We start from the raw sequence: 25425 nt of genomic DNA, 5'->3' as shown, positions 1-25425 counted from the left end.
TCCGGACGTGGTACACAAGGCGCGTGACAAGCTCTCGGGAGACGGCGGCGACGAGCCTCCGGATCGCTCCCTTCCTGCAGGCGGTCGTGGTGAACCACGGCTCCGACCTGCACCTCAAGGTGGGCGGGCCGCCGCGCGTGCGGATCCGCGGCTCGCTGGTGCCCCTCGAGGTCGAGCCGCTCACCGCCGACGCCCTGGAGTCCCTGGTCCGCGAGACCATGACGGCCGAGGTCGAGTCGCAGTTCCTGGCGACCAACGAGGCCGACTACGCCCTCGCCGTACCCGGCATCGGGCGGTTCCGCGCCAACGCGTTCCGCTCGCGCGGGACGGTCGGCTGCGTGCTGCGCCTCGTCGGTGACGAGCCCCGCTCGCTGGCCGACCTCGGGATGCCCGACGTGATCCGGTCGCTGGCGCTCGAGCCGCGCGGACTCGTGCTGGTCACCGGCCCGACCGGGTCCGGCAAGACCACGACGCTGGCCGGCATGGTGGACGCCGTGAACGAGGTCCGGCCCGTGCACATCCTGACGATCGAGGACCCGATCGAGGTCATCCACCGCGACAAGGTCGCGTCGGTCAACCAGCGCGAGCTCGGCACCGACACCGCCGACTGGGGCATCGCCCTGCGGGCCGCGATGCGTCAGGACCCGGACGTGATCCTGATCGGCGAGATGCGCGACGCGGACACGGTGCGCGCCGCGCTGTCGGCGGCCGAGACCGGCCACTTCGTGATGTCGACGCTGCACACCACCGACGCCAAGGAGACCGTCAACCGCATCATCGACTTCTTCCCGCCGCACGAGCAGAAGCAGGTCCGGCTCGGGCTCGCCGCCTCCCTGCGCGGCATCGTCTGCCAGCGCCTCGTGCCCCGCGCCGACGGCCAGGGCCGGGCGGTCGCGATGGAGATCGCGGTGAACACGCCCCGGCTCGCCGAGGCCGTCGCGGACCCCGACCGCACCGACACCATCGCCGACATCGTCGCCGAGGGCGCCTACTCCGGGATGCAGACGTTCGACCAGCACCTGGTCCGCCTGGTCCTCGACGGCAGCGTCTCGATCGGGGATGCCAAACTCGTCAGCTCCAACACCCACGACTTCACTGTCATGCTCAAGCGCGCCGGGGTGGACCCGGCGCTCGTCGATGCGGAGACCACCTGATGACCGAACGCCGCCGTACCGTCACGAGCGCGGTCCCGTCCGAGGTCCTGGCCGAGCTCGACCTCGCGCAGCTGCGCGACTACCGGCACAAGCTCGAGGCCGAGGAGGACCGGGCGTCGTACTGGCGTCGTCTGGTGCACGCGCGGCTCGACCTGCTCGCGGCGGAGTCGAGGTCCGACCACCCGCTGACGCTGGACGAGCTGGTGCGGGTCCTCGGCGACACCGGTACCGGCCAGAGCCGGCAGGCGCTGGTCGCCGTGCACGCGGCCGACCCGCTGCCCGAGCTGCCCGAGCTGGCGCGGATGTGGGCGACCGACGTCGACCCGCACGACCCCGAGCAGGTCGAGGACGCGGTCTCCCGGCTCACCGAGGCCGAGGCGCAGCTGACCGAGTACCGGCGTGCGCTGCACCAGCGCATCGACGAGGCCACGGCCGAGCTGATCGTGCGCTACCGGGAGAACCCGGCGGCCGCCCTGGCTGCGATCCCGGACTGATGACCGTGCCGTCCGGCGACACGGTGCGCGCGCTCGTCGAGGCGCGCGCCGTCACCCAGGACCAGCTCGACGAGGCGACCCGGATCGCGGTCGAGCGCGGCCAGACGGTGATCGAGGCACTCATCGACGGCGGCTGGGTCGACCGGACGACCGTCGTACGGACCGCGGCCACGTCGGCCGGGCTCGAGTACGTCGAGCTCGCGGACTTCGCCGTCGACGTGTCGGCGGTGAGCCTGGTGCCGGCGGACTTCGCGCGCCGGCTGCACGTGCTGCCGCTGGCCCTCCAGGACGGCGAGCTCGTCGTCGCGGTCAGCATCCGGCAGGCCGGCAACATCGAGCTCAAGGACGACCTGGGCCGGATCACCCGCACCCGGGTCCGCTTCGCGATCGCGAACCGCGCCGACATCGAGGCGCGGATCAACCAGGTGTACCGCGCCGAGGGCGAGCTGCTCGACATCAGCTCCGACCTCGTGCCGGAGGCCGAGATCGCCGACGACCTCGCGAGCTTCACCGAGGTGTCGGACGAGGCGCCGGTCGTGCGCTTCGTGAACCTGCTGATCAACCAGGCGATCAGCGACCGCGCGTCCGACATCCACATCGAGCCGACCGAGCGCGACATGCGGGTGCGCTACCGCATCGACGGCGTCCTGCACGACGCGCACCGCTCCCCCAAGAACATCCAGAACGGCGTGATCTCGCGGCTCAAGATCATGGCCGAGATGAACATCGCCGAGCGCCGGGTCCCCCAGGACGGCCGGATGTCGGTCAACCACGAGGGCCGCCGGGTCGACCTGCGGGTCGCGACGCTGCCGACGGTGTGGGGCGAGAAGGTCGTGCTCCGCATCCTCGACACGTCCCACACGCAGCTCGGCCTCGACGACCTCGGCTTCAGCGCCGACAACTACGCACGCTACCGGGCGTCGTACTCCAAGCCCTACGGGATGATCCTCGCCACCGGGCCGACCGGCTCCGGCAAGTCGACCACGCTCTACGCGACGCTGAACCAGCTCAACCGCACGGACGTCAACGTCATCACGGTCGAGGACCCCGTGGAGTACCGGCTCCCCGGGATCAACCAGGTGCAGACCAACACCAAGGCCGGCCTGACGTTCGCCTCCGCGCTGCGCTCGATCCTGCGCGCCGACCCCGACATCGTGCTGATCGGTGAGATCCGTGACCACGAGACCGCGCAGATCGCGGTCGAGGCCGCGCTCACCGGCCACCTGGTGCTGTCGACCATCCACACGAACGACGCTCCCTCCACCGTGACCCGCCTGGTCGAGATGGGCATCGAGCCGTTCCTGGTCGGCTCCGCGCTCGACGCGGTGGTCGCGCAGCGGCTGTGCCGCTCGCTGTGCGAGCGCTGCAAGGAGGCCTACCACCCCGAGCCCGCCGAGCTGCTGCAGGTCGGCTTCCCGTGGACCGAGGGCGACGCGCTGCCGACGCTGTACCGCGCCGGCAGCTGCTCGGCGTGCTCGCAGACCGGCTTCCGCGGCCGGATGGCGCTGCACGAGGTGATGACCGTGACCGAGGAGATCTCCCGCCTCGTGGTCGACCGGGCCTCGACCGACGACATCGGCCGCGCCGCGCGCGAGCAGGGCATGGCCACCCTGAAGGCCGACGGCTGGGCCAAGGTCGCGCAGGGCCGGACCTCGATCGAGGAGATCCTCCGCGTCGTCGCATAGCGCCCACGTCGGTCGAGCAGCGAGCGCCAGCGAGCGCCGTCGTCGACCCACCGGGTCTCGACAAGCTCGACCACCGGTCGTCGCACAGCGCCCACGTCGGTCGAGCAGCGAGCGCCAGCGAGCGTCGTCGAGACCCCCGCACCCGAGCGCCGACGTCGACCCACCGGGTCTCGACAAGCTCGACCACCGGTCGTCGCACAGCGCCCACGTCGGTCGAGCAGCGAGCGCCAGCGAGCGTCGTCGAGACCCCCGCACCCGAGCGCCGACGTCGACCCACCGGGTCTCGACAAGCTCGACCACCGGTCGTCGCACAGCGCCCACGTCGGTCGAGCAGCGAGCGCCAGCGAGCGTCGTCGAGACCCCCGCACCCGAGCGCCGACGTCGACCCACCGGGTCTCGACAAGCTCGACCACCGGTCGTCGCAAAGCGCCCACGTCGGTCGAGCAGCGAACGCCAGCGAGCGTCGTCGAGACCCCCGCAACCGAGCACCGACGTCGACCCACCGGGTCTCGACAAGCTCGACCACCGGCTCGTCGCGTCGTCAGCGCGTGGTGTCGAGGCTCGATCCGCTCGCACCTCGACCACCGCCACCTCGCCGACACGAGATGTGACCTGAGCCTCAAGTCGGAGGAGCTGCCGACCGAAGACTCCGATGTGACCGACCCATCTCGGAACGGATTCGGCCTGCCGTTGGCCGGAGACCGGGGCCCGGCCACGGCACCGACCGTGGTCGCGCCCGTGGCGGTCGCGCCTGCGCCCGTCGCCCCTGTCGCGCCTGCGCCCGTCGCCCCCCTCGCTCCCCTCGCTCCCCTCGCCCCCCTCGCCCCGCCGCCGCCGGCGCCCGTCGCCGCCGTGCCCCCGGCTCCGGCGACCACCCGGCTGGTGCTCGACGACCTGCTGATCGCGGTGCTGAGCCTCGGCGGCTCGGACCTGCACCTCACCGTCGGCGCACCGCCCACCGTCCGGCTGCGCGGCGAGATGACGGCGCTCGAGGGCTACCCCGCCCTGGACGCCGAGCAGCTGCGCACGATGCTGTACGGCGTCCTCACCGAGCGGCAACGCAAGGTGTTCGAGGAGGAGCTCGAGCTCGACCTCGCGTACGCCGTACCCGGTCATGCGCGGTTCCGCGTCAACATCTTCCGCCAGCGCGAGGCGATCGGCGCCGTGATGCGGATGATCCCGTGGGAGATCCTCCCGCTCGAGAAGCTCGGCATGCCCGACGTGCTCGCGAGCTTCACGACCCTCAAGCGCGGCCTGGTCCTGGTGACCGGCCCGACCGGCTCCGGCAAGTCGACCACCCTCGCGGCGATGATCGACCGGATCAACCGCTCGCGGCGCGGCCACATCGTGACCATCGAGGACCCGATCGAGTTCCTGCACGAGCACCAGGGTTGCCTGGTGAACCAGCGCGAGGTCGGCGCCGACACCCACGCGTTCCGGGCCGCGCTGAAGCACGTGCTGCGTCAGGACCCTGACGTGATCCTGGTCGGCGAGCTCCGCGACCTCGACACGATCTCGGTCGCGCTCACCGCCGCCGAGACCGGCCACCTGGTGTTCGCGACGCTGCACACGCAGTCGGCGCAGGACACCATCACCCGCATCGTCGACGTCTTCCCCGCCGACCAGCAGCAGCAGGTCCGCACCCAGCTCGCCGCGACCCTCCAGGGCGTCGTGTGCCAGACGCTCGTGAAGACCGTCGACGGTACGGCGCGGGTCGCCGCCGTCGAGGTGATGGTCTGCAACTCGGGCATCCGCGCGATGATCCGCGACGACAAGCTGCAGCAGATCCAGGGCTCGCTCCAGGCCGGCGCCAAGGACGGGATGCAGACCCTCAACGCCCACCTCGCGGCGCTGGTCCGGGAGGGCCGGATCACCTACGAGGCCGGTCTCGAGCACTGCTCGAACCGGGACGACTTCGAGACCCTGGTGGGCGCGAACGTGACGCGCTCCCACGCCAGCTGGGAGTGACGATGTCCGGCGCCACCATGTACAGCTACAAGGTCCGCGACGCCGGCGGCAAGTTCACCGAGGGCAAGGTCGAGGCGGTCTCGGAGGCCGCGGTCGCCGAGCGGTTGCGGTCGATGGGCTACGTGCCGCTCGAGGTGCGACCCGCGAACGTCGGCCTCCAGCGCGAGATCAAGCTCGGGCGCAAGAAGCGCGTGAAGACCCGGGACCTCGCGGTCTTCTCGCGCCAGTTCGCGACGATGATCGACGCCGGCCTGACGATGCTGCGGGCGCTCACGATCATGGCCGACCAGGTCGAGAACCCGGAGCTGCGGCGGGTGCTGCGCGGCGTGAAGCAGGACGTCGAGACCGGGCAGAGCCTGTCCAGCGCGTTCGCGAAGTCACCGGAGGTCTTCCCGGCGCTGATGATCAGCATGACCAAGGCCGGCGAGGCCGGCGGCTTCCTCGACACCTCGATGCGCCAGATCGCCGACAACTTCGAGGCCGAGGTGAAGCTGCGCGGCAAGATCAAGGCCGCCCTGACCTACCCGATCGTGGTGTTCTGCCTCGCGATCATCATGTGCATCGGCCTGCTCGTGTTCGTCGTGCCGGTCTTCGCGGACATGTTCGAGGACCTCGGCGGCGAGCTCCCGCTCCCGACCCGCATCCTGGTCTTCCTCTCGGGCGTGATGCGGTTCGCCCTGCCGTTCCTGGTCGTCGCGACCGTCGTCGGGCTCGCGCTCTGGCGCAAGTACAGCCACACCGAGCGCGTCCGCAACGTCGTCGACCCGCTCAAGCTGCGGCTGCCGGTGTTCGGCAAGCTGTTCCAGAAGCTGGCGCTGGCGCGGTTCGCCCGCAACTTCAGCACCCTGCTGTCGTCCGGCGTACCGATCCTGCAGGCGTTGGACATCGTCTCCGAGACCACCGGCTCGGTGGTGATCTCGCGCGCACTTGCCGAGGTGCAGCAGTCGGTGCGCCGCGGTGAGACGGTCGCCGGGCCGCTCGCCGAGCACGAGGTGTTTCCCGGGATGGTCGTGCAGATGATCGCGTCGGGCGAGGAGTCCGGTGCCATCGACCAGATGCTCGCGAAGATCGCCGAGTTCTACGACCAGGAGGTCGAGGCCACCACCGAGGCGCTGACCGCGCTGATCGAGCCGCTGATGATCGCGTTCCTCGGCGCGATCGTCGGGTCGATGATCATCGCGCTGTACATGCCCATCTTCAAGGTCTTCGACCTGATCGGCTGACCGTGCGCGCCCGGAGAGAACGACGCGAGCCGCGGGACGACGGCATGACGCTCATCGAGGTCGTCGTCGCGATCGGCCTGTTCGCGATCATGTCGACCTCGGTGCTGTCGGTGCTCGGCAGCGCGATCACCATGACCCGCGAGGACAAGGCCCGCCTGGCCGCGGTCAACCTCGCCTCGCGCGAGCTCGAGATCGTCCGCGACACGTTCTCGTCGGTGCTCCGCGGACCGGAGGACGTCGGCGACGCCACGAACCCCGACCAGCTGCCCGGTGGACAGGCCAACGGGCCGATCGTCGTCGACGGGGTCCCGTTCACGGTCGTGCGCGACACCCGGTGGGAGGCCGTCGGCGCCGGTGCGAGCTCGCCCTGCGACAACGGCACGTCCGACGAGCTGGCCTACCTGCACGTCACGGTGAAGGTCAGCTGGCCGGACCTCGGCAGTCGACCGCCGGTCACGATGGACACGGTGATGACGCCGCCCAAGGGCACCTACTCGGCGCTGCAGACCCAGAGCCACATCGGGATGATGGTCATCGACAGCCTCGGCAACCCGAAGCCGGGCGTGCAGGTGACCGCGAAGAACAGCCTCGGCCAGCTGGCGCCGCTCCAGGTCACCGCCACCGACGGTTGCGCACTCCTGGAGAACCTCCCCGCAGGGAGCTGGACCGTCACGGCATCGAACCCCGGGTTCGTCAGCCTCGCCGGAGACGCCACCGCGCAGACGACCGTGCACCTCCAGGCCGGCCAGCTCTGGCGTGGCGTGATCCAGTACGACCAGGCCGCACGGATCCTGCCCACCATCACCGCACCGGAGGGCTACCAGCTCCCGGCCGGCGCCGCCGTCCTCCCGGTCACGATCGGCAACAGCGGGCTCCAGCCGATCGGGACCCGTACGTTCGCCGACAGCCAGGCACTGGTCGCCGCTCAGCTGTGGCCCTTCCCGAGCGGGTACGTCGTCTGGGCAGGCGGCTGCGAGGACGGCAACCCCGCCCTCACCGGCGAGGCGCTCCCCGTGCCGGCCGTGGCTGGTACGACGACGCCCGCGGTCGTGAGTCTCGGCGCGGTCGAGGTGCACGCGCCCGCCGGCACCAGCGTCGTCGCCACCCATGCCGCCGACCGGCTGTGCCCCACCGGCGCGACGGTCCAGCTGGGCACCACGAACGCCGAGGGCGTCTTGATGACGAGCCTGCCGTTCGGCACCTGGACGGTGGGCCCGCAGCCCGACGTCGCCGTCGGCCAGGGCGCACCTGTGGTGGTGAACCTGTGACGCCGCGACACGACCCGGAGCAGGCGACTACTCCCGATGAGGGGATGAGCATCATCGAGGTCCTCGTCGCGAGCGGCATCTTCATGCTCCTGACGACCATGATCGCGTCGGTGGCGATCCTCGGGCTCCGCACGTCGACCGGCATGCAGGTGCGCCTGGACAACTCCACCCAGGGCGACGTAGGCATGGCGGCCAGCGGGAAGGTGCTGCGCACCGCCGTGCTCCCCGACCAGCTGGACGCGCAGTCCTGCGACGGCTGCGCCGACACCGCGATCGTTCAGGCGTCCAGCACCCGGGTCACGTTCTACGCCAACCTCGACAACACCGGGCAGGGCCCGAGCCTGACCACGTTGGAGGTGCTCCAGGACCCGCAGGCCAGCGGGACCGCGATCCTGCGCCAGACGACGATCCCCCCGACGCCGTCGGGCAACGGGCACTACCGGTTCTGCAACCCGGCCACCGAGCCCACCTGCGTCGTCAGGGTGCGGACGCTCGCCCGCGGCCTGATCTGGCCGACCGCCGCCGTGTTCACCTACTACGACTTCGACGGTCTGCGGATCAGCGGTACATCGATCGCCTCAGCCGACCTGCCGCGAGTCTCCAGCGCCGACATCGCGATCACCGTGCAGAGCAGGCCCGGGTCGAGCTACCCGACCGCCACGACACTGCAACGCGTGCGACTGCCGAACGCGGACATCAACGTGCTCGTGGAGGCGTCGTGACGACCCGCCGCGACGAGGGCTCAGCGCTGCTCCTGGTCATCGCCGCGATGACCGTCGCCATGCTCGTGGTGAGCGTCGCGCTCCACTACGGGCTCCAGAACAACCAGCACGCGAAGCGGTCGACGGCCTGGTACCAGGCCTTCGCCGCTGCCGAGGCGGGCATCGACGACTACCTGGCCCGACTGAACGAGCTCGACACCTACTGGCAGACGGTCGATTGCAGCAACCAGGCCCTCAAGGGCGCGACGACGCGCGCCAACTCCTGCGGGTGGAACAGCGCGACCGAGCCCGGGTGGCTCGACGTACCCGGCTCCACGAACGCCCAGTTCCACTACGACGTGGACACCTCCAGCACGTCGGTCGACGGCACGGTCGACCTGGTCGCGACCGGACGGATCGTCGGGACCGAGCAGGACTCCACGCGGAGCCTCCAGGTCACCCTGCGTCGTGGCGGGTTCGGCGAGTTCCTGTACTACACGGTGTACGAGACCAAGGATCCCGCTGACTACTCGAACCCGACCGAGAAGGCCTACTGCGCGCGCTACGCCTGGGCCGATCCGAAACGGCCGGACCACCCCACGTGCACCAACATCGCCTTCTCCGGCGACGACGTCATCAACGGCCCGCTGCACACCAACGACACCATGCTGCTGCGCGACAACTCCAGCCGGCAAGGCCCGCGGTTCAAGGGCACGGTCACGACGTCCCGGCCGTCCTGCAAGACCGCGAACGGACCGTCCCAGGCGTACAAGTGCTACACGTTCGACACCTACTCCTCGGTGCATCCCACCTTCGACAAGGGCATCGCCTACCGGGAGGAGGTCGAGATCCCGGAGAGCATCGGCGACCTCCGGAAGTACGTCACACCAGGCCTGGACCCCGAGCCGCCGCTCGGCTGCCTCTACACCGGCCCCACCCGCATCCAGTTCATCGCCCCGACCGGTTCCGGTCCGGCGACGATGAAGGTCTGGAGCCGCTGGTCCAAGACCCTGAACCCGGGCTGCGGCAACCCGAACAGCTCGTGGCCGCAGACCGTGAACGTCCCGCAGAACAACCTGATCATGGTCCAGGACGTGCCGGCGAGCCAGGCGCAGCCGTCGAGCGGCGCGTGCCCGGCGAAGTCGATCGATGCGACAGGCACCTGGAGCGCGACCGGCTCCACCACCACCAACGGCTCGCTTCCGCAGTCCGGGGACTACAACCAGCGCTCGGCGAACCCCGACGCCAACTGTCGCTACGGGACCGTGTACCTCGACGGCACGCTCAAGGGCCGGGTCACGATCTCGGCCGACAACAACATCGTGGTCGTGGGGAACGTGACCTACCAGGGCGGCCAGAACGGCACCGACGCGCTCGGCCTGGTCTCCTCGAACTCCGTGCAGATCTACCACCCGGTCACCACCGTGTGCACCAGGGAGGACCGCTACGACAACTGCGTCGCGTGGGGCCCAGGCGCCAACATGAGTCGACCGTCGTCGTTGGGAGGCACGACGTTCCGCGACCCGGTCCTCCAGGCCGCGATCCTGACGCTCCAGCACAGCTTCGAGGTGCAGGAGTACGACGTGGGTGCCGGCCTCGGCAAGCTCACGATCTTCGGCACCATCGCCCAGCGTTTCCGGGGAGCCGTCGGAACAAGCTCGGGCACGGGCTACGACAAGAACTACAACTACGACAGCCGGCTGCGCTACGCGCCGCCGCCGTACTTCCTGGACCCGGTGCGGTCCTCGTGGGGCATGAAGACGTTCGGCGAGATCACGCCCCGCTACGACGACTGAGGAAAGCCTGGAAAAAGTTCCCCGAAATCCCTCAAGTCGTGCACGTCACACTCCGAGAACTGGGGTGACAAAGCCACAGTCCCGCCCCCGAGGGATCGGCACAGACCACAGCACCATCACCCCCCAGGAGACCCGCCATGCTTGCTCGGATGCAGAAGGCCCTGAAGGAGAAGGACCAGGGCTTCACCCTGATCGAGCTTCTCGTCGTCATCGTGATCATCGGCATCCTCGCCGCGATCGCGATCCCCCTGTTCCTCAACCAGCGCGAGAAGGGGGTCGACTCCTCGATGAAGTCGGACCTGAAGAACGCCGCCACGTCCGTCGAGACGTGGATGACCGACCACCCGACCGACAAGGTCACGGACACCACGCTCGCCGCCGAGGCCACGGGTGCCGCCGGCTCCCCGCTCGAGGGCTTCACCTCCAGCGACGGCAACGCGATCGTGCTCGAGAACGGCGCCACCATCGGCTCCTACTGCATCTCGGTCATCAACCCGGCGTCGAGCGACTCCGCCAAGTACCTCCTCTACAAGTCCGAGGCAGGCGGGCTCGACAGCGAGTTCTCGGCGACCCCGTGCCCGACGGTCGCCTGACCCACTGAGCTACCGCGGGCCGGCCGGCAACGCTGCCGTCCGGCCCGCGGTGACCAACTCCCACCAAGGACCTCGCCATGGACCTCGTGACCCACGAATCGGCCACCATGCTCGAGCACGACCAGGCCCAGCGCCTGCTGCTCGAGATGGCCGCGGTGGTGCGCACGGTCTTCGGGGTCCAGCAGACGGCGTCTCGCAGCGCGCCCGACGCCCCCGTCGTGGTGGTGGCGACGACAGAGACGGAAGCCTTCCCGGGGACCGCCGTACCTGCCGTCGCCACCACCCCATCCCTCGCGGTGCCCACCATCGCGGTGCCCACCATCGCGGTGCCCACCATCCCGGCGCCCGCGCCCGCCATTCCGGTGCCCGCGCTCGCGGTGCCGGCCTTGCCGGTGCCCGACCTCCACGATCCCGAGGAGCGGCACTCGATGACGCTCCTCCAGGAGATCGCCTTCCTCGACGAGTGACGCGCAGGTGACCTCGATGGCCTGGCTGCAGCGCACCACGACCTGCCTCGCCGCGACGCTCGTCCTCGTCGCCCCGATCGGTCCGGCCCGGTCCGCACCGGATTCCCCTGGCCTGACGCTCTCCGCGGCGCCGTCGGACTCCGCGCGCGCGGCGTACGACGAAGCCCGCGAACGCGTCGCGGCCCTCAGCGCCAACAGCGCCCGGCTCGCCGAGAGCGCGCAGCGTGCCGCCGACGAGGCCGAGCGGCTGCGCACCGTCGTCGGCGACGACGAGGGCGGATTCCTCGGCACGATCGGCGACCTGCTCGGCTCCGGACCGTCCGACCTGGACCTCGCCGCAGATGCGGCCGACAACGCCGAGTTCGCCCTCGAGCTCGCCGACCGGGGAGCCGCCGCCCTCACCGAGGCGATCGACGCCGCCGAGGAGGCGCGGGTCGCGTGGGAGCGCGCCGAGCGCGAGCAGCAGCTCGCCGAGGCCTCGTGGACGGCCGAGGAGGCAGCGCAGGCGGCGATCGAGCGCTCGGCCTTCAGCCCGTCGTACGACGTCGTCGACGCGAGCCAGGACCGGCTCAACCGCGGGGCGCAGCGCGCCTGGCACCGACAGCTGCGCGCCGTCGCGCGCAACGCGATCGTGCCGCCCACGGCGCGCGAGCTCGCCGATCCGGAGTCGTTGCAGGCCCCGCTCGAGCCGGTGCGCGACCTCCACAACGAGCTCTCCCCCGGCGTCGCCGAGATCGATCTGCCCGGCAGCGCGCCGGTGACCGTGCTGCCCGCCGAGACGGTGCGGGCGGTGTCCGAGGCCTTCCACCGCGTCGGCGTCGCCGACACGACCGACCCCACGACCAGCACCTGCGGCGGCCTGGTCGCCCAGGCCTGGACCGCCGTCGCGCTTCCCGCGGACGCCGAGGGCCAATGGGAGCAGCTGCGCCCGGTGGCCGAGGACGCGGCCCTGCCCGGGGACGTGGTCGTCCTCGGGAGCCGCGCGGAGGGCATCGACGCGACCGGGCTGTACGTCGGCGACGGCCGGGCCGTTCTCACCGACCCCACGACCGGCATCGCGTCGGTGCGGCCGATCGGCACCGACGTCCTGGGCGTACGCCGTCCGGGCGTCCCCGCCGGCGGCCACCGCGCCGAAGCGCCGGCCGGCGGCCGGTGCGGCACCGACGCAGCGGTGTCCGCGGGAGGCTCGCTCGTGCTGCCGATGGCGCCCGACTCCTACGTCCTCACGACGTCCTTCGGCGAGACCGGGAGCCTCTGGTCCTCCGGCGAGCACACGGGTCTCGACTTCGCAGCACCGACCGGCACTCCGGTCGTGGCCGCCGGCCCCGGCCTCGTCACGGTCGAGCACCCCGACTGGGCCGGGAACCTCGTGCGCATCGACCACGGCGGCGGCGTCGAGACCTGGTACGCACACCTCTCGAGCACCGACCTGGTGACCGGCGACGTCGTCGCCGCCGGCGACCCGGTCGGCCTGGTCGGCGACCTCGGCAACACGACCGGACCACACCTGCACTTCGAGGTACGGCTGGACGGCGCGTCGTACGACCCGGCACCGGTCCTCGGCCTGTCGGAGGGACCGGACACCGCGCTCTGCCCGGCGTTCACCGGCGGCACCACGCTGCTGCCCTGCGATGCCGCGATCGCCGTACGCCTGCTCTCCGCTGCACCGGACACCGAGTCCGACGGCGGGTGACTGCGGGACTTCTCGGCCGTTGCCGATAACGTGACCGCCGTGGACACCGAGCACTCCGTAGACGCGCTCTGGGAGCGGTACAAGAAGGACGGCGACATGGAGGCGCGCAACCGCCTCGTCGTGCAGTACTCGCCGCTGGTGAAGTTCGTCGCCGGCAGGGTCCGCTCCGGTCTCCCGCCCGCCGTCGAGCAGTCCGACCTGGTCTCCGACGGCGTGATCGGCCTGATGGACGCGATCGACAAGTTCGACCCCGACCGCGGCCTGCAGTTCCAGACGTACGCCGTCTCGCGCATCCGCGGTGCGATCGTCGACGGCCTGCGGGCATCGGACTGGGTGCCGCGGTCGGTGCGCGAGAAGATCCGCGACATCGACGCCGCGCACGCCAAGCTCGAGAAGAGCCTCGGCCGCGCCCCGAAGGACTCCGAGGTCGCCGAGGAGCTCTCGATCACCGTCGCCGAGCTCCGCAAGGTCTACAGCCAGACCGCGCACACCAGCGTCGTCAGCTTCGAGACCTCGGTCGACGACGAGGAGACGCCGCGCGCGACCAGCGACCTCCCGGGCGCCGACGACGACATCCCACCCGGCTTCCTCGCCGCCGTCCGCGAGCTGCCCGAGCGCGACCAGATCGTGGTGGCGCTCTACTACTGGGAGCGCCTCACGCTCGCCGAGATCGGCCAGGTCCTCGGCGTCACCGAGTCCCGCGTCAGCCAGCTGCACAGCCGCGCCGCCCTCACCCTGCGCCGCAAGCTCGTCGCCCAGGCGGGCTGAGGCCGGACGCGCGGGGTCCCTCCGGCGCTGCCCTTGTTCGTCCGCTGTCGGCCCGGGGGCGCTGGTGTCGGTCACTGGTTCACCATGTGATGCAGACGAACCTGCACTTCACATGGCCTGCACACCATGTGAAGTGCAGGTTCACCTACCTACCATGGTGAAACTGCGACAGGAGATGCCGGCGGGACCGGCCCCAGGCCAGCGACACGTCATTGCCGGGATCGAGGATTCCGCTCAGCGGAACCCTCCGGTGTGACGCCCGGAACACCCGGGCACCAGGGGCCCATGTCCACCTCAACCTCCTCCGCGACCACCACCCGGCGCTCACCTGCCGGCGGCCTGTGGCCGGTCGCGCTCTGCTGGATCGCCGTCGCCCTCGACGGCTTCGACCTCGTCGTGATCGGGGCCGTGATCCCGACGCTGAGCGCGACCGGGGACCTCGGGTTCACCGACGCCTCCCTGACCACCGCGTCCACGATCGGCCTGGTCGGCGTCGGGATCGGGGCGACCCTGATCGGTCCGTTCGCCGACCGGTTCGGCCGGCGCCGCAGCCTGATCGGGTGCGTCGCCTGGTTCTCCGTCCTCACGATCGCGACCGCGTTCGCGACCAACGTGGACACGTTCATCGCACTGCGCTTCCTCGCCGGCCTCGGACTCGGCGCCTGCCTGCCGTCGGCGCTCGCGCTGATGTCGGAGTACGCCCCCGAGGACCGCGGCGCCCGGGCGATGACGCGGACCATGACCGGCTACCACGTCGGCGCCGTGCTGACCGCCCTTCTCGCGCTGGTGGTGATCGACGAGTGGGGCTGGGAGTCGATGTTCGTGATCGGCGGCGTCGCGGGCCTGGTCGCCGTCCCGTTCTTCTGGTTCAAGCTGCCCGAGTCAGACGCGTTCCTGGACTCCCGCGAGGCCGAGACGTCGCACGCCGTGCGCACCGTCGAGGTCGTCCGCGGACCGTACCTGCGCGTGAGCCTCGGCCTCTGGGTCGCGTCGTTCATGGGGCTGCTGCTGGTCTACGGCCTCAACACCTGGCTGCCGAAGATCATGGGCGAGGCCGGCTACTCCATCAACGCTGGTACGACGCTCCTGCTCGTCCTGAACCTCGGGGCGGTGATCGGCCTGGTCGTCGCCGGCCACGTCTCCGACGCCCGCGGCAACAAGCCGACCGTGCTCGCGTGGTTCGGCATCGCCGCGGTCTGCCTGGCGCTGCTGTCGATCAAGATCGAGAGCAATGCGCTGGTGCTGCTCGCGGTGCTGGTGACCGGCGTCTTCGTGTTCAGCGCGCAGGTCCTGGTCTACGCGTTCGTCGGCCACCTCTACCCGCCGGAGATCCGCGGCACCGCGCTCGGGCTCGCAGCCGGCGTCGGCCGGGTCGGCGCGATCGTGGGCCCTTCGCTCACCGGGGCTCTGGTCACGGCCGGGATCGCCTACCCGTGGGGCTTCTACGTGTTCGCAGCAGCGGCGCTGCTCGCGGTCGTCGCGTTGGCGACGGTCCCCGCGCACGTCCGGGTGCGCCAGTAGGCGGGAGCCAGTAGCCGGGAATCAGTAGAGCGCCTCGCGCTGGGAGGCGACGACCGCGTCCATCGCGGGCCGGGCGCCCTTGCTGAAGTACGGGAAGCTCACGAACCCGTGCGGCATCTGGTGGAAGTCCTCGACGCGCACCTGGTTGCCGGCGTCGGCGAGCGCCTGCGCGTAGCGGACTCCACTGTCGTGCAGCGGGTCGAGCCCGGCGACCACGACCAGCGCGGCAGGCAGCCGGCTGAGGTCCTCGGCGTGCAGTGGTGACAGCCGGAAGTCCGTGGGGTCGGCGTCCTCGGTGACGTAGTGGCCATGGAACACCTCCATGTCGGCGTTCGACAGCACGATGCCGCGGACGTTCTCGACGTACGACCGGTCCTGCTGGACCGCATCGGTCATGTCCGTGACGGGATAGATCAGGGTCTGGTGCGCGATCGCGGGACCGGCCTCGTCGCGGGCGAGGATCGAGACGACTGCGGCGAGGTTGCCGCCCGCGCTGTCGCCCATCACGGCCAGGCGAGCGGGGTCGCCGCCGAGGTCGGCAGCGTGCCCCGCCGCCCAGAGGAACGCGTCGTAGCAGTCCTCGACCGCCGCAGGGAACCGGTGCGCCGGCGCGAGCCGGTAGTCGACCGACACCACGACCGCATCGAGCTCACCGGCGACGATGCTGCAGCTCCAGTCGCACTGCCGGGCGCTGCCGAGCACGAAGCCGCCGCCGTGGAAGTTCACGACCACCGGGCGCGGCGTCCGCGACCAGACCTCGGGCGTGTAGATCCGCAGCGGGAGCTCGCCGTGCCGTGCCGAGAACATCGACGTCCGCACCGCCACCCCAGGCTTGAGGCGGCCGAGGAACAGGCTCGCGGGCCCACCGTCCGGGATGATCGTCGACTGCACCTTCGTGAGCTGCTCCGGACTCATCCTCGCCACGGAGAGCGCGGGACTCGCCTTCATGACCCGATCGATCGCGCGGACCCCCGGCCGCAGCCTCATCCTCATGGGTAAATGATTCCAGAACGCCGGTTGTCCGCCGAACAGGAACTTTAGGATCGTGGACGGGGAGGGGGGACCGGATGCAGAGGCGCGGCTGGTCGGGGCTGATGGTGGCCGCGTGGGTGCTGACAGGCGCCTTCGTCGTGCTGCACCTCGCCCGTCCCACGGGGACGGTCGGTGACGTCACCTACCTGGCGATCGTCGGCCTGGCGCCGGTGGTCGGACTGGTCGGCACGCTGCGTGCGCCCCGGGGCAGGCGCCTGATCCCCGGCCTGCTGACCGCCGGTCTCGTCGGCTCCGCGCTCGGCGACCTGATCTGGATGTACTTCTACTGGCAGGGCACCGAGCCGGACGTGTCCGTCGCCGACCTGGCCTACACGGGCAGCTACGTCGGGCTCGCCGGTGCGCTGCTCGTGATGACGCTCGTCCGCCACGGCGACCGGCTCCGCGTCGACGTCGACGCGGTCATCGACGCGCTCACGGTCGTGGTCGTCAGCCTGCTGATCCTCTGGAACGTCTCCGTCAACGAGATCCTCGCCGACCAGACCGTGCCGGCGTTCACGCGAGCGGTCTGGGCCATGTATCCGGTCGCTGACGCCGTGCTGCTCGCCCTCGCGGTCCGCCTGCTCTCGCAGCGACGTACCCGTCAGGTCCTCGGCATCCCGTTCGCGATCGGCGTCTGCTGCTGGCTGGCCGCCGACCTCGGCTACTACGTGCTCGAGGTCGAGGGCACCGTCTCCGCGCTCCTCGACGTCGGCTGGATGCTCGGCGCCATGCTGATGGCGACCGCGACCTGGCGCACCCAGGTCACGCAGGAGCCGGAGACCGCGGAGCAGCTCGCGCCCCGCTCCCCGTTGCGCACGCTCAGCATCGCGATCCTGCCGCTCATGGTGCCGCCGGCGCTGCTGCTGCTCACCGACCTCGCCGGCGAGCAGGCCCAGGCGATCGAGATCGTGGTCGGCATGGCGGCCCTGGCGCTGCTGACGTTCGCGCGCACCGCACGGCTGCTGCGCTCCGAGAGCCGCGCCCGCGGCGAGCTCGCCGCCGCCCGCGACGCCGCCCTCGAGGGGTCGCAGGCCAAGTCGGCGTTCCTCGCCACCATGAGCCACGAGATCCGGACCCCGATGAACGGCGTCATCGGCCTCACCAGCCTGCTGCTGAACACCGAGCTCGACGCCCGGCAGCGGCAGTACGCCGAGGGCGTCCGCGGCGCCGGCAACGCGCTGCTCACGATCATCAACGACATCCTCGACTTCTCGAAGGTCGAGGCCGGCCGCCTCGACCTGGAGGAGATCGACTTCGACCTGGTCCGGGTGATCGAGGAGGTCGCCGAGCTCGTGTCCGAGCCGGCCCAGGAGAAGAACCTCGAGCTGCTCGCCTACTGCTCCCCCGAGCTGCCGGTCGGGCTGCGCGGCGACCCGTCGCGGCTGCGCCAGGTGCTGCTGAACCTCGCCGGCAACGCGGTGAAGTTCACCTCCGCCGGCGAGGTCGTCGTCCGGGCCCACCTCGACAGCCGCGCCGACGACGGTGTGCTGGTCCGCTTCGAGGTCGTCGACACCGGGATCGGGTTCGCCGCCGACGACGCGACCCGACTGTTCGAGCCGTTCTCGCAGGCCGACTCCTCCACCACCCGCCGGTACGGCGGTACCGGGCTCGGCCTCGCGATCAGCCACCAGCTGGTCACGGCGATGGGCGGGACGATCGGTGTCGACAGCCGCCCCGGCCAGGGCAGCACGTTCTGGTTCACGGTGCCGCTGCGGTTCGCCGAGGACGAGTCGGTCACGCCTCCCCGTCGTACCGACCTGCTGGGCGGGCTGCGCGTCCTCGTCGTCGACGACAACGCGACCAACCGGATGATCCTGCACGACCAGCTGACGGCCTGGGCCATGCGGGTGACCGTGGCGAACACCGCCGCGGAGGCGCTGCTCGCGGCGCGTACGGCGGTCCGCCAGGGCCGGCCGTTCGACCTCGCGGTCCTCGACCTGTGCATGCCCGAGAGGGACGGCATGGACCTCGCTCGCGAGGTGTCGGCGGACCCCGCACTGTCCGCGACCGCACTGGTGCTGCTCACCTCCGGGCCCGACGTCAGCCAGACCGAGGCGCGCGCGGCGGGGATCGCGGTGAGCATCACCAAGCCCGTTCAGCTCTCGCGTCTGCACACGATCCTCCAGGACGTCGTCAGCGCCCGTCGGCAGCCGACCGCCGACCCCGCCGCGCCGGTCGGCACCGGGCGCGGCCGCGTGCTGGTCGCCGAGGACGGCGACATCAACCAGATCGTCGCCACCGGGATGCTCGAGCACCTCGGCTACACCGTCGAGATCGCCGTGGACGGGCTGGCGGCCGTCGCCGCCCTGGAGCGCGAGGCGTATGACGCCGTGCTCATGGACGTGCACATGCCCGGCCTCGACGGCTACCAGGCCACGGCCGCGATCCGGCGGGCCGAGGGCGCCGCCCGGCGTACCCCGATCATCGCGATGACCGCGGGCGCCGTCGAGGGGGATCGGGAGCGCTGCCTCGAGGCCGGCATGGACGATTACGTCTCCAAGCCGATCGACATCGCGACGGTGCGCGAGATGCTGGCACGCTGGGTCCCCGCCCGCTAAAAAGCCACCTCACAGGATTTCCACATCGTCCTGTCCGTTACCCCAAAGGATGAGGACACAGCGGCCGATGGAAAGGAGCACTAGGACCCTGCGCACCTGAAGGAGGACCCGTGCGACCGAACACCTGGCCGCGCCCCGTGGTCGTCCTCTGGGCGTTCGCCGTGATCCCCGCGGTCATCCACCTGATCACTCCCGACGGGCTGATCTCCCGGTTCGCGTACCTCGGCGCCTCGCTGCCCCCGATCGTGGCCGTGATCGGCACCATGCGGGCCCCGCGCGGCGCCCGCCTGGCGCCGGGGCTGATCGCCACCGGACTGTGCATGCTGCCGCTGGGCTTCTTCGTGGCCCGGCTCGTCTACCGCGACGGCGGCGTCCCCGACGCCTCGGTCGCCGACACCTTCTACTTCCTCGGGTACGCCGCGATCCTCGCGGCGCTGCTGCAGGTGACGCTGGTGTCGCGCGGCGACCGGACCAAGCTGGACGTCGACGCGGTCATCGACTCGGTCACGGTGGTCGTCGTCAGCGTGCTGGTGTTCTGGAACATCTCCATCGGCGCGATCGTGACCGACGGATCCGCGTCCGGGTTCACCCGGTTCGTCACCGCCACCTACCCGATCGTCGACGCCGCGATGTTCGCCCTCGTGCTTCGCGCGTCGACCACGCGGCGTCGCCGCGACGCCCTCGGCCTCCCCTTCGCGATCGGCGTCTGGTGCTGGCTGCTCTCCCACGTCGGCTACGTGCCGTTCCCGGGCGAGGCGGGCACCCAGGCGACCGCACTCTTCGACGTCATCTGGCTGATCGGCTCGGTCTTCCTGGCCACCGCGACGTTCCGGCCCGAGGTCCGCCCCGGCCCCGAGGCGCCCCTCGAGCTGACGACCAAGATCCCGATGCGGACCCTCGGTCTGGCCGTGCTGCCACTGATGGTTCCGCCGGCGCTGGTGCTCTACAACGTGATCGCCGTCAACGGGCGCACGATCCCCGCAGGCGAGGCGATCGTCGGCATGACCGTGCTCGCCGTGCTCACGTTCGCCCGCACCGCCCGGCTGCTGCAGCTGGAGGCGCGCGCCCGCATCGAGCTCGCCGCCGCGCGCGACGCCGCCCTCGAGGGCTCCCGCGCGAAGTCGGCGTTCCTCGCCACCATGAGCCACGAGATCCGCACCCCGATGAACGGCGTCATCGGCCTCACGGACCTGTTGCTCGACACCGACCTCAACGAGCGCCAGCGGCAGTACGCCGACGGCGTGAAGAGCGCGGGCAACGCGCTGCTGACCGTCATCAACGACGTCCTCGACTTCTCCAAGATCGAGGCCGGCCACCTGGAGCTCGAGGAGATCGACTTCGACCTGGTCCAGGTCGTCGAGGAGGTCGCCGAGCTGATCACCGAGCCGGCCCGGGCGAAGGACCTGGAGCTGCTCGCGTACTGCTCGCCGCAGCTGCCGCTGGGGCTTCGCGGCGACCCGTCCCGGCTGCGTCAGATCCTGCTGAACCTGGCCAGCAACGCGGTGAAGTTCACCTCGGCCGGCGAGGTCGTCATCCGCGCCCACCTCGAGTCCAGCGGCCCCAGCACCGTGACCGTCCGCTTCGAGGTCGTCGACACCGGCATCGGGATCGCCGAGGAGAGCTCGGGCCGGCTGTTCGAGCCGTTCTCGCAGGCCGACTCGTCCACCACCCGCCAGTTCGGCGGCACCGGCCTCGGCCTGGCGATCTCCCACCAGCTGGTCGCCGCGATGGGCGGCGAGCTCGGCGTCGACAGCGTGCCCGGCAAGGGCAGCACGTTCTGGTTCACGGTCGAGTTCGAGCTCGCCCGCGACGGCTCGATCGTGCCGGCCCGGCGTACCGATCTCCTCAACGGCCTGCGCGCGCTGATCGTCGACGACAACACCACGAACCGGCTGGTCCTGCGCAACCAGCTGGCGGCGTGGAGCATGGACGTCACCGTCGTCGACAACGGCGCCACCGCGCTCAACACCCTGATCGACGCGGCCCGCCAGGGCCAGCCGTTCGACCTGGCGATCATCGACATGACCATGCCGGGCATGAACGGGCTCGACCTCGCCCGCCAGATCACCGCGGCCCCGATCCTCACCGGCACCGGCCTGGCGCTGATGACCTCCGGCGGCAACCTCACCGAGGAGGAGGCCCGCGAGGCCGGCATCGTCGCCATGCTCAGCAAGCCGGTGCAGCTCGCCCGCCTCCACGCCACGCTCCACGAGGTGATGAGCCCCCGCCCCGTGCCCGCGCCCCGCACCGACGCGCCCGCCGAGCCCGTCGACGTCGGCCTCGGGCTGGTGCTGGTCGTCGACGACGGCGAGATCAACCAGATCGTGGCGACCGGCATGCTCGAGCGGCTCGGCTACAAGGTCGAGGTCGCCAACGACGGCATGGAGGCGGTGCAGGCGATCCGTCGTACGTCGTACGTCGCGGTGTTCATGGACGTGCAGATGCCGAACATGGACGGCTACGAGGCCACCCAGCGGATCCGCCGGATCGAGGGCGAGATCCAGCACACGCCGATCATCGCGATGACCGCCGGCGCCATCGCGGGTGACCGCGAGCGCTGCCTCGAGGCCGGCATGGACGACTACATCTCGAAGCCGGTCGCGCTCGCGACGATCGAGGAGACGCTGGCCCGCTGGGTCCGCGTGCCCTGACTGCAACCCAGATCACAGACGACCCCCACCCGTTCGGGCGAAGGTCCGCGCTGAACCGGCCGATGGGACAGGTACCTGCAGCCTGCCCGAGGAGGTCCGGTGCGTCGATCCGTGTCGACCCGGGTGATCGTCGCGTTCTCGGCGATCCTCGCGGTGCTGGCACTGCTCTACGTCCTCGAGCCGGAGGGCGTCGGCCGGCTCCTGGCCTACCCGGTCGTCCTGCTCCCCGTCGTCATCGCCGGCATCGGCACCGCCAGGGCACCCCGCGGCGCGCGCCTGCTGCCGGGGCTGCTCACCGCCGGGCTCGCGGCCTCCGGCCTCGGTGACCTCGCGTGGGTCGTCGCGACCTACCTGATCGGCGACGACCCGACCGTCTCCCCCGCCGACGCGATCTACTTCTCCGGCTACGTCGCGTTCGCGGCAGCGCTCCTGGTCGTCACCGCCACCCGGCGAGGCGACCGGCTGCGGGTGGACGTCGACGCGGTGATCGACGTGCTCACGATCGTCGTGCTGAGCATGCTGCTCTTCTGGAACATCACCGTCCGGCAGATCCTGACCGACGGCTCCGCGCCCGAGCTGGAACGCATGGTCCAGGCGATCTACCCGGCCGCCGACGCGGTGCTGATCGCGCTGGTGATCCGGGCGTTGTGGATGCCGCGGACGCGCGCCGCACTCGGTTTCCCGTTCGCGATCGGCATCTGCCTCTGGATGGCGGGTGACCTCGGCTACCTGCTCGTCGGCTACGACCAGGACGTCTCGGTCGTCTTCGACATCCTCCGCACCATCGGGTCGATCCTGATGGCGACCGCAGCGTTCCGACCCGAGGTCACGGACCCCGAGCCGGCGCTCGATGAGACGACCCGGCCGTGGTTCGCGCGGCTGGGCTTCGCGGTCCTGCCGCTGCTGATCCCCCCGGTCCAGCTGATCATCAACCGCGTGACCGACCGACCGATGCTCCCGCCGCTCCAGTCGGTGGCGATCATGATGATCCTCGCGTTGCTCGTCTTCGGGCGCACCGCTCGGCTGCTGTACGTCGAGAGCAAGGTGCGCACCGAGCTCGCCGCCGCACGCGACGAGGCCCTCGACGGGTCCCGCGCGAAGTCGGCGTTCCTGGCGACGATGAGCCACGAGATCCGCACCCCGATGAACGGCGTCATCGGACTCACCGGGCTGCTGCTCGACACCGACCTCGACTCGCGCCAGCGGACGTACGCCGAGGGCGTGCGCACCGCCGGTGGCGCGCTGCTGACCGTCATCAACGACGTCCTCGACTTCTCGAAGATCGAGGCCGGCCACCTGGACCTCGAGGAGATCGACCTCGACCTCGTGCACGTCATCGAGGAGGTCGCCGAGCTGGTCGCCGGCCAGGCCCGCGAGAAGAAGCTCGAGCTGCTCGCGTACTGCTCGCCGCAGCTGCCCGTCGGGCTGCGCGGCGACCCGTCCCGGCTGCGCCAGGTCCTGCTGAACCTGGCCGGCAACGCCGTGAAGTTCACGGCATCCGGCGAGGTCGTCGTCCGCGCCCACCTCGAGAGCCGCACCGAGGAGGGCGTCCTGGTCCGCTTCGAGGTCGCCGACACCGGCATCGGGATCGCCCGGAACAACCAGGCGCAGCTCTTCGACCCGTTCTCCCAGGCCGACTCCTCCACCACGCGGCAGTACGGCGGCACCGGGCTCGGGCTCGCGATCTGCAGCCAGCTGGTCACCGCGATGGGCGGCGAGATCGGCGTGGACAGCGACCTCGGGAAGGGCAGCACGTTCTGGTTCACGGTGCCGCTGGCGTTCGCCCAGGACAAGGCGATCACCCCGCGACCGACGCCTGCCCTCAAGGACCTGCGGGTGCTCGTCGTCGACGACAACGCCACGAACCGGATGATCCTGCACGACCAGCTGGCGGCGTGGGACATGAACGTCGCGGTGGCCGGCAGCGGGGTGGAGGCGCTCTCGCTGCTCCGCGGCGCGGCCCGCCTGGGCACGCCGTACGACCTCGCGGTGCTGGACTACTGGATGCCGGAGATGAACGGCGTCGAGCTGGCGCGGCGCATCTCGGCGGACCCGGACGTGGCCGGCACCGGCCTGGCGCTGCTCACGTCCGACTCGAAGGTCGGCCCCACCGAGGCGCGCAGGGCGGGCATCTCGGCCACCCTGACCAAGCCGGTGCACGTGTCCCAGCTGCACACCGCGCTGCTGGAGGTCGTGAGCGGCGTGCACGAGCCGAGGCCCGAGCGCGTCGTGCGGCCGGTCAGCACCGGCCGCGGCCGCGTGCTGGTGGTCGAGGACGGCGAGATCAACCAGATCGTCGCGATCGGGATGCTCGAGCGGCTCGGCTACACCGTCGAGGTCGCCGACGACGGCGTCTCCGGCGTCGCCGCACTGGCGCGCTCGACGTTCGACGCCGTGTTCATGGACGTGCAGATGCCGGGCATGGACGGCTACCGGGCCACCGGCGAGGTCCGCCGGATGGAGGGCAGCACCCGGCACACGCCGATCATCGCGATGACCGCCGGCGCGGCCGAGGGCGAGCGCGAGCGCTGTCTGGCCGCCGGGATGGACGACTACATCTCCAAGCCGATCGAGATGGCGGCGATGGAGGAGGCGCTCGAACGCTGGGTGCCCGTCCGCTGACTACTCTGCGGTCATGACGACCGTCGGCGTGGTGCTCCGTCCCCAGCTGCCCCCGGAGGCGGTGCGCGCTGTCGCCGAGCACGCCGACGCAGCGGGTGTCGACGAGCTGTGGCTGTGGGAGGACTGCTTCCTCGAGGGCGGGCCGACGACCGCGGCCGCCGTGCTCGCCTGGACGTCGCGCATCCGGGTCGGCATCGGGCTGCTGCCGGTCCCGCTGCGCAACCCGGCGGTCGCCGCGATGGAGATCGCGACGCTGGAGCGGATGTTCCCCGGCCGGGTGCTGGTCGCGCTCGGCCACGGCGTGCAGGAGTGGATGGCCCAGGTGGGCGCCTCGGTCACGTCACCGATGACGCTGCTGCGCGAGCACACCACCGCGGTCCGCGACCTGCTGCGCGGCGAGACGGTCGACGTCGCGGGACGCTACGTCCAGCTCGACCGCGTCACGCTCGACTGGCCCCCGGTCCAGCCGCCCACGCTGATGATCGGCGGCACCGGGCCGCGCACGATCGCCCTGGCCGGCGAGCTCACCGACGGCGTGCTGCTCACCGCGGCGTCCACGGCGGACGACGTACGCCGCGCCCGCGGGCTGGTCGGCGACCGGCTGGTGTCGGTCTACACCGAGGTGGCGCCGGAGCACGCCCACGACCGGATCGCCGAGCTCACCGCGGCCGGCGCGGACACCGTGATCCTGCAAGGACCCGACGGCGCACCGGACCCGCGGCCGCTCATCGACGCGCTCTAGCCGAACGGGCGTCGCGCCCGCTCGGTCGTACGACGTCCACGCCGCCCCGGCACCCGGGGCGGCGCAGACCTCAACCGGTGCAGCAGGCGGACTCCACCGCCTCGACCGGGGCGTCGGCGAGGACGGTGTAGACCTCCCAGCGCTCGCCGTTCGGCGACCCCTCGACCCAGAACTTGTCCTGCTTGGCGTAGCAGCAGGTCGTGCCGCGCTCGTCGATCGAGGCGAACCCCGCCTCGGCGAGCCGGGTCTGCTCGGCGTCCACGGTGTCGGTGTCAGCGACCTCGACGCCCAGGTGGTTGAGCGAGCCCCCCGAGCCGGGGTTCTCGATGAGCACGAGCTTCAGCGGCGGCTCGGCCACCGCGAAGTTGGCGTACCCGGGACGGACCTTCGCCGGCTCGGTGGCGAACAGCTTCGAGTAGAACGCGATCGAGGTGTCGAGGTCGTCGACGTTGAGCGCGAGCTGGATGCGGGACATGGGTGCTCCTCCTG

Annotated in this window: 19 protein-coding genes; 17 read left to right on the top strand and 2 right to left on the bottom strand. The window is 71.1% G+C overall.

The genetic code is table 11. The annotated features are described in order from the left end of the window. Positions 1-23 precede the first annotated feature (23 nt). The 13 genes from MJ604_RS14785 (at position 24) to MJ604_RS14725 (ending at position 15331) form a co-directional block, all read left to right on the top strand. Positions 24-1154 carry a type IV pilus twitching motility protein PilT gene (locus tag MJ604_RS14785; RefSeq protein WP_243059260.1) on the top strand — a complete coding sequence of 377 codons (1131 nt, stop codon included), beginning with the start codon at positions 24-26 and terminating at the stop codon, positions 1152-1154. Further along, positions 1154-1648, top strand: coding sequence for a hypothetical protein (locus tag MJ604_RS14780; protein WP_243059259.1), 495 nt, complete (start codon positions 1154-1156; stop codon positions 1646-1648). Before MJ604_RS14785 ends, MJ604_RS14780 begins: the two co-directional genes overlap by 1 nt. After that, positions 1648-3333, top strand: a complete 1686-nt coding sequence (locus MJ604_RS14775) for a GspE/PulE family protein (RefSeq protein WP_243059258.1) — start codon at positions 1648-1650, stop codon at positions 3331-3333. The genes MJ604_RS14780 and MJ604_RS14775 overlap by 1 nt, the downstream gene beginning before the upstream one ends. An 852-nt stretch (positions 3334-4185) precedes the next feature. After that, positions 4186-5301: a type IV pilus twitching motility protein PilT gene (locus tag MJ604_RS14770; protein ID WP_308194143.1), complete on the top strand. Its 1116-nt coding sequence runs from the start codon at positions 4186-4188 to the stop codon at positions 5299-5301. 2 nt (positions 5302-5303) lie between these two features. Then, a complete protein-coding gene (locus tag MJ604_RS14765; RefSeq protein WP_243059257.1) occupies positions 5304-6524 on the top strand; it encodes a type II secretion system F family protein in 1221 nt (406 codons plus the stop codon). A 44-nt stretch (positions 6525-6568) separates the two neighbouring features. Then, positions 6569-7792 carry a carboxypeptidase regulatory-like domain-containing protein gene (locus MJ604_RS14760; RefSeq protein ID WP_243059256.1) on the top strand — a complete coding sequence of 408 codons (1224 nt, stop codon included), beginning with the start codon at positions 6569-6571 and terminating at the stop codon, positions 7790-7792. Positions 7793-7836: 44 nt separating this feature from the next. Next, positions 7837-8514: a hypothetical protein gene (locus MJ604_RS14755; protein WP_243059255.1), complete on the top strand. Its 678-nt coding sequence runs from the start codon at positions 7837-7839 to the stop codon at positions 8512-8514. Beyond that, positions 8511-10289 carry a hypothetical protein gene (locus MJ604_RS14750; RefSeq protein ID WP_243059254.1) on the top strand — a complete coding sequence of 593 codons (1779 nt, stop codon included), beginning with the start codon at positions 8511-8513 and terminating at the stop codon, positions 10287-10289. The genes MJ604_RS14755 and MJ604_RS14750 overlap by 4 nt, the downstream gene beginning before the upstream one ends. Positions 10290-10438: 149 nt before the next feature. Further along, complete coding sequence (locus MJ604_RS24310) at positions 10439-10882, top strand: prepilin-type N-terminal cleavage/methylation domain-containing protein (protein ID WP_308194142.1); 444 nt, start codon at positions 10439-10441, stop codon at positions 10880-10882. Positions 10883-10959: 77 nt separating this feature from the next. Further along, positions 10960-11349: a hypothetical protein gene (locus MJ604_RS14740; RefSeq protein ID WP_243059253.1), complete on the top strand. Its 390-nt coding sequence runs from the start codon at positions 10960-10962 to the stop codon at positions 11347-11349. A gap of 16 nt (positions 11350-11365) precedes the next feature. Further along, a complete protein-coding gene (locus MJ604_RS14735) occupies positions 11366-13042 on the top strand; it encodes a M23 family metallopeptidase (protein ID WP_243059252.1) in 1677 nt (558 codons plus the stop codon). A 39-nt stretch (positions 13043-13081) separates the two neighbouring features. Further along, positions 13082-13810, top strand: a complete 729-nt coding sequence (locus MJ604_RS14730) for a FliA/WhiG family RNA polymerase sigma factor (protein WP_243059251.1) — start codon at positions 13082-13084, stop codon at positions 13808-13810. A 285-nt stretch (positions 13811-14095) separates the two neighbouring features. Further along, positions 14096-15331 (top strand): aromatic acid/H+ symport family MFS transporter, encoded by a 1236-nt coding sequence (locus tag MJ604_RS14725; protein ID WP_243059250.1) that lies wholly within the window; start codon positions 14096-14098, stop codon positions 15329-15331. 21 nt (positions 15332-15352) lie between these two features. On the opposite strand, the gene MJ604_RS14720 is transcribed toward MJ604_RS14725, so the two are convergent. Next, on the bottom strand, positions 15353-16246 hold the full coding sequence (locus tag MJ604_RS14720; RefSeq protein WP_243059249.1) for an alpha/beta hydrolase: 894 nt from the start codon (positions 16244-16246) through the stop codon (positions 15353-15355). A 152-nt stretch (positions 16247-16398) separates the two neighbouring features. Between MJ604_RS14720 and MJ604_RS14715 the strand changes: the two genes are divergently transcribed. The 4 genes from MJ604_RS14715 (at position 16399) to MJ604_RS14700 (ending at position 24936) form a co-directional block, all read left to right on the top strand. Next, on the top strand, positions 16399-18921 hold the full coding sequence (locus MJ604_RS14715) for a response regulator (protein WP_243059248.1): 2523 nt from the start codon (positions 16399-16401) through the stop codon (positions 18919-18921). Positions 18922-19031: 110 nt separating this feature from the next. Continuing rightward, on the top strand, positions 19032-21572 hold the full coding sequence (locus MJ604_RS24305) for a response regulator (protein WP_243059247.1): 2541 nt from the start codon (positions 19032-19034) through the stop codon (positions 21570-21572). Positions 21573-21671: 99 nt separating this feature from the next. Beyond that, positions 21672-24194: a response regulator gene (locus MJ604_RS24300; RefSeq protein WP_243059246.1), complete on the top strand. Its 2523-nt coding sequence runs from the start codon at positions 21672-21674 to the stop codon at positions 24192-24194. A gap of 13 nt (positions 24195-24207) precedes the next feature. Beyond that, positions 24208-24936: an LLM class flavin-dependent oxidoreductase gene (locus tag MJ604_RS14700; RefSeq protein ID WP_243059245.1), complete on the top strand. Its 729-nt coding sequence runs from the start codon at positions 24208-24210 to the stop codon at positions 24934-24936. 70 nt (positions 24937-25006) lie between these two features. On the opposite strand, the gene MJ604_RS14695 is transcribed toward MJ604_RS14700, so the two are convergent. Next, positions 25007-25411, bottom strand: coding sequence for an ArsI/CadI family heavy metal resistance metalloenzyme (locus tag MJ604_RS14695; RefSeq protein WP_243059244.1), 405 nt, complete (start codon positions 25409-25411; stop codon positions 25007-25009). Positions 25412-25425 lie beyond the last annotated feature (14 nt).

It is taken from the genome of Nocardioides sp. SR21 (genome assembly GCF_022761125.1).
In the GTDB taxonomy this organism is placed as follows: Bacteria; Actinomycetota; Actinomycetes; order Propionibacteriales; family Nocardioidaceae; genus Nocardioides.
The sequence above is the reverse complement of the archived record's forward strand: the minus strand, read 5'-3'. Positions and strand labels throughout refer to the sequence as shown.